General features: G+C 67.7%; 5 protein-coding genes and 1 pseudogene. All 6 read left to right on the plus strand.

Features of this window, described 5'->3' with window-relative positions; translation table 11 throughout:
• On the plus strand, positions 1–936 hold a 936-nt coding region (locus AB1609_14635; protein MEW6047696.1), incomplete at its 5' end, for a hypothetical protein.
• Positions 937–1,287: 351 nt separating this feature from the next.
• A complete protein-coding gene (locus tag AB1609_14640; protein ID MEW6047697.1) occupies positions 1,288–1,653 on the plus strand; it encodes a hypothetical protein in 366 nt (121 codons plus the stop codon).
• A 131-nt stretch (positions 1,654–1,784) separates the two neighbouring features.
• Positions 1,785–1,931, plus strand: a pseudogene (locus AB1609_14645) (helix-turn-helix domain-containing protein).
• Between the two features lie 567 nt (positions 1,932–2,498).
• Positions 2,499–2,834 (plus strand): hypothetical protein, encoded by a 336-nt coding sequence (locus AB1609_14650; protein MEW6047698.1) that lies wholly within the window; start codon positions 2,499–2,501, stop codon positions 2,832–2,834.
• Positions 2,827–4,044: a DnaB-like helicase C-terminal domain-containing protein gene (locus AB1609_14655; protein ID MEW6047699.1), complete on the plus strand. Its 1,218-nt coding sequence runs from the start codon at positions 2,827–2,829 to the stop codon at positions 4,042–4,044. Before AB1609_14650 ends, AB1609_14655 begins: the two co-directional genes overlap by 8 nt.
• Before the next feature lie 30 nt (positions 4,045–4,074).
• Positions 4,075–4,815, plus strand: a complete 741-nt coding sequence (locus AB1609_14660; protein ID MEW6047700.1) for a hypothetical protein — start codon at positions 4,075–4,077, stop codon at positions 4,813–4,815.
• The last annotated feature ends 721 nt before the right edge of the window (positions 4,816–5,536 follow it).

Consider the following 5,536-nt stretch of genomic DNA (forward strand, 5'->3'; position numbering starts at 1 on the left):
GGTGGACGGCGCCCCCGGGGGGCCCGGTCGGGCCGGGTGGTGGTCAGACAGATCACTGAGGAAGAGCGGGCGGAACTCGATGCGAAGACAGCCGAAAACGGAAATCGCGCCCAATTGCAGTGGGAGGCATCGATTCAGGTCCTGGCGGTACGCGTAGCGCGTGGGGACGCACCTCCGCCTGGCATTACCAGGAAGGAGTGCCTGCTGGCGGCGGCCTGCGCGGGCGTGGCGGTGGCCCAGCCGGTGCTGCGGAGGGAGCGAGCCGGTATCATCCAGCGACTCGCAATGTGCTCCCGGCGGACGGTGTTCCGTGCGAGACCGGAGGATCTGGCGACGGGGCTGGTGGGTGCCCCGGCGGACGTGTGCGCGGCGGTGAAGCCCGCGGGCGCCGGCAGCTACCAGGTTGAGCGTGAGTACCAAAACGCTGTCATCGAAGCGGTCGTCGCGGGCGCGGTGGCCAACGGCCGGCTGGACGTCTCCGGGCCGGTGGCGGAGCTGCCGCCCGGGGAAGACACTGGGGACGCCCTGGCGGCGCCGGCGGGCGGGGAGGCCTCCCGGCCCGAACCGGTGGCCGTGGTGGACGAGGATCTCGTGGAAGAGGCCCTCCGGCTCCTGGAGGGCAGGGTGAGCAGGGTAGCCCGCGACGCAGTGGTCATAAAGGTTGACGGGGACGAACATCCAGGGTGGGTAGTCGTAAGGCCGAGCCGGGTGATCTTCAGGACCGCCGAGAGAATCGCGACCGGGACCGGCGTCGGCCGAAGGACCGAGGTCAGACTGCGCACTTGGGTCTGCCGGGATCCCAGCCTGCTCAAACCAGGTGACCGCGTGCGGTGCCGCGGCCCGACGGTGCTCGTTCAAACCTGGGGCCCGTGCGGCGCCCCGCGGCTGGTCGTGTTGAAGAGCCTCTCGGCGGTGAGGAGAAAGAAGGCGGCCTGACGGCAAGCGGGTTGGGTTCCCGGAATGAGGTGGGACCGGGCGTTTGAGCCAAGTACATAGCCGAGCAGAACACAGCCGGGTTACACGTTCGAAAAGTTAACGCGGCGCAGGTGGGGTCCGTTTTGCCCGTCACCTGAGGCCGAATCCAAAGAGCGAGTCCCAGAGTCAACGTCGCCCGGGGGTTACGTTTTTGGCTATCCCGGTGCGTTGGCATGCTTGCAGGGGGTGCCGGACTGCCGGGGCCCGGGGTGGGAAGGGAGGTGTGGAGCTTCCCGGTTGGTGGGATGCGCTGGCAAAGCGCCTGGTTTCGGGAAAGGCGCCGCTGAAACAAGTGGAATGGAGGGAGCTTGCGTGGACGAACAACGGGAAGTGCTGGCCAGGGGGCGGCGGAGGCCGGTCGTCCTTTTTGACCCGGAGGTGCTGGACTGTCTGATCGAGCAAGGCGGTTTGCGCCTGGTAGGGTTCTACGTGGGGCTGTGCCGGCTGGCCGACAAGTCGCAGGGAGCGGCTCCGGCGGAGACACTGAGCGAAAGGGCCTTGCAGCGCAAATTGGGAGTAGGCAAAGCCGAGTTCCACCGCTTGATCGAAGTTCTCCGGCGTACGGGACTGGTAAACGTCGAAGGAGCATCTGGCGCGGGTGGACGATGCCTGTACGTGGTGCACAGCCTTCCCGGCTACGAGAGTCCGCCGCACGACTCCTGCCAAAACTTGCTGTGAAGGAGGCGGGCATGATGGGGCGCGAACTTGCTGGCGGAAAGTCCGCAGCTTCCACGCAGGAACGGGTTGGGGTAAGGGATGCGAGGCGAGGCGGATGGTTCTGGGACTTTCACGAAGTGTTTACGCATCCCATGCCGGTACACGCCAAAATCGTCAGGTTGTACCTGGCCCACTGCGCAAATGAGCGGTCGGAGGCGTGGCCGTCGATTGAAGCGATAGCGCAGGGATGCGGGATCAGCCGGGCGGCTGTGATAAGAGCGCTGAACTACCTGGCCGATCACGGTTGGATAGAGCGTGTTCCCAAGGCAACCGGGTACCGGGGGCTGGGAAACCTGTATCTGCTCAAGAACCCGCCGGAGGAAGCAAGAGGTCAGCAGCGTGCTGGGGACACTTCAGGGTCCGCGGCTGTGGAGGGGAACAGTTGGTCCCCCACCGCCGATTTGCGCCCTGTGGGCCAAACTTCTGTTGAGGCGGGCCCCGGGGGTGGGGATCACGCTGATACGTCTCCCGCTGATACGTATCAGGGTGATACATCTACCACCGACACGGATCAGGGTGATACGTCTACCACCGATACGGATCAGTCTGATACGTATCGGGCTGATACGTCTCCCACTGATCCGTCTCAGCGAAAGGTATCACACAGATACCCAGAACAAGAATCAATAAGAACAATAACCAACCGGAAGAAGAATAAATCCTCTTCTTCTCCTGACGGAGAAGAAGAGGATGACCGCAAGGTCGCCGACCCTCAGGGACCACCCAATGACCGAACCCTGATAGCGGAACTCACCGCCAAACTCCACGAACTGCCGGGGGTCAAGAAACTGAGGGGGCACTACGCGATGGTGGGCCGGGCCTACAAAGAGTTCGGCTACCAGGTCGTGGCTGCCGCCCTGGAGGACCTGGAGTTCGAGATGCTGGGCCGCCAGCAGATGGGCCTGCCGGAGATCGCGGAAAAGGACCTGGCCCGCGTTTTCTTCGCCAGGTGCAAGTGGAACTGGAGGGACCCCGCGCTCAAGCTGCCCGAGGATGGGGTGCGGGACAGCACGCCGTACCAGCCGGAGGTCTACGGCATTGAAGAGTGGTGCCGCAGGAACGGCTATCGGGTGGTGCCGGGGACGAACCGCGTGGTGCCCATCGGCGACAACTGCCGGGAGGGGGCGGCCGGCCGTGTTTGAGCGGTGCGCGAGCTTGGAGCGGGCGCTGGTGCAGGCGGTGCTCCGCGACAGGAGCCTTCTGTGGTCGCTGTCGGGCTACCTGGACGCGGCGGACTTCTCCACGCCCCGCTACCGCCTGGTGTGGGAAGCGCTGAGGTCCGGGAGGCCCGCGCCGGAGCTGCCCGACGTGGCCGCGGACGGCGATGCCCCGGACCCGGAGGAGGCGCGGGAGGCCGCCAGGCAGATCAAGGTCCTCTCGGCGCTGAGGCGGGTGAGCGCAGTGTGCACGCGCACGAGCAGGGTTCTGGCCGACGGGCAGGGGCGGGACCCCGCTCAGGTGCTCTCCCGGTTCCTGCAGGAGGCCAACGCGTGCGCGGTGCCGGCGTCCCCGGGGGTGCTGTTTTCCGGCCGCGAGTGGGTGCGGATGGGGTACGCCGACGAGATAGAGTCCAGGGCCAACAGTGCGGCCAGATCGTTCGACCTGGGCCTGGCGCAGCTCACCGAGGGCCTTTCCCCGGAACCCGGGCACCTGCTCATCCTGGCGGGCGAGACGGGCAAGGGGAAAACGGCGTTGGCCCTGAACCTGGCGGCGAACCTGGGCGTGTCCCAACGGGTCCCGGTGCTTTTCATCAACACGGAGATGTCCGCCGGCGAGCTGGCCATGAGGCTTTACGCGCTGCTGGGCCAGGTGCCGCTGTCGCGGCTCCGGTCGGGAAACGTGACCGAGGAGGAGCTCGGGGACCTGAGGCGGCTCATGTTGGAAATCGAGGACAACGCGCTGTGGATCACCGACAGCCTCCCCTGGGCCACGGTCGAGCAGGTGGGCGCGCTGGTGCGCCAGGGGGTGGCCGCGGCCGGCATCCGGGTGGTGATCCTGGACTGGGTGCAGCGGCTCCAGCCCTCCGACCCGAGGAAGGAGTCCTGGCAGCTCCTGGCCGAGGCGGCGCGGTACCTGAAGGCGCTGGCCCAGGAGCAGCGCGTGCTGGTGGTGGCGGTGGCCCAGCTCACGGAAGAGCACCGGCTGGCGCTGTCGCGGGGGATGTCCCGCGAAGCGGACGGCGAGGTGCATCTGTACCAGGCGCCCCCGGGCGGTCCGGGCACGCACTACCTGGAGGTGCGCAAGGCCCGCCACGCCCCTGCGGGCGCCAGGATTTCGCTCATCATGGACCGGGCCACGCTGCGGTTCTACGAGGCCGACCGGCAGCAGGAGGCCGGGCAGGCGGCGCGGTAGATTTCCAGAGCAGCGGGGGAGGTGGGACGGGTGCTGGACTGGCTGCTCGACACCGTGCCCTGGTGGGACCTGCTGGTGCTGGTCCTGGTGGGCGGGGCGGCGTGGGCGGGGTGGAACGGCGGGCTGAAGCACGCGGCGGACTCGGCGCACTGGTTCCTGGCGTTTGCGGTTACGCTGGCGCTCGTGGTGTTCGCGGTTGAGGAGTGCGCCGAACTCTCCCGGTTGAGACCGGAGCTGGCCCGAATGGGGCTGGGCCGGATGCTCTGGCACGTCCTGCGGGAATCGGGGAGACATACCTGGCTGTTCCTGTGTTCCTACCTGCGCGGCTTCGCCGCCGGCCTGCCCGGGAGTCTGCCCGCGGCGGGGATGGCCCTGGCGCTGGGGGCGGCCTGGGTGCTGACGGTGGTGGGCCGCCGGGTCAGCGTTCTGTTTTTCGGCTGGCGCCGGAGCACCGTAAGGGCCCTGGTGGACCGGACGGTGGGGTGGCTGAGCGGAAAGGTGCCGCCTCGGACGGCCTCCGTCTGCACCGCCGCCTGGTGCGGCGCCTGGCGGCTGGCCGCGGCGGGCTTCTGCGTGGCCGCCGTGCGGGACGGAATCCGGGCGGTGCTGGACGCCGCGCGGGCGGAACTGCCGGCCAAGGCCCTGGCCGGCCCCGGGACGGCCTTCCTGGACAACCTGGCATCTGATCTTGCAGCCTCTCCGGTAGCCCGGGTGGGGGAAAGTCTCGCGCGGGCGGTCGTGGCCCTCTTGACAGGCAGAGCAGGCCCATAGTATTGTGGATCCAGACGCGATCCCGCGAAGCTGCAAGTTAATTGCAGACGCGTGGGTACGCGTCTTTTTCGCTTTGAGGGGGCTGGGGAGGTGGTGCGTAGCGGGTGACTTGCGCCAACTGAAGCTGTTGCCAGGGGGAAGCGGGCCCCCGGGGTGGAAATCCCCGGGGCCCGCGTCCGGACCGGCCGGGGATCGGCAGGGGCTTGCCCCTCGCCGGAAGCGGAGCGCCATCAGCATGGCTGCGGAGAACTCCAGGGCCTCCAAGAGAGTGTGTCCATGGGCCGTACCGGCCACCGCGTGGTGCAAGAGGTGCTGGCCCCCGCGGTTGGCGGGCTTTTACGCGGCTGTAACAGTGGTGTAACGCCAGCGGAGTATCATGCGCCTCGGCGAGCCATTGTGCCGTGTGAACCCCCTGTTTCGCGGGTGATATGCACGTATCACCCGCTTTCTTTTCGGCCATGGTGCGGCAAGGGGCGCTTGTGCGGATGGGCTGTCTTCCTCTTGACCTGCGGCTGCGGGTTGCTGTAAACTCTAGGCAAGCGAACAAGGGGCTGACACGGGCCTGGGGGAAGGTCCCCCGGGCTTGTGTTGCTCAGAAGGCGAGGAGGAGGTGCGCAAAGCGGTGTCGTGGACCCGGCGTGTTGCGGAGTGGCTGGCCGATCCCCGGGTGGTGCTGCCGGGGGTGGCCGCGGTGCTGGTCGTGACGGTGGCGGTGTGCCTC

The organism is Bacillota bacterium (genome assembly GCA_040754675.1).
GTDB lineage: Bacteria > Bacillota > Limnochordia > Limnochordales > Geochordaceae > Geochorda.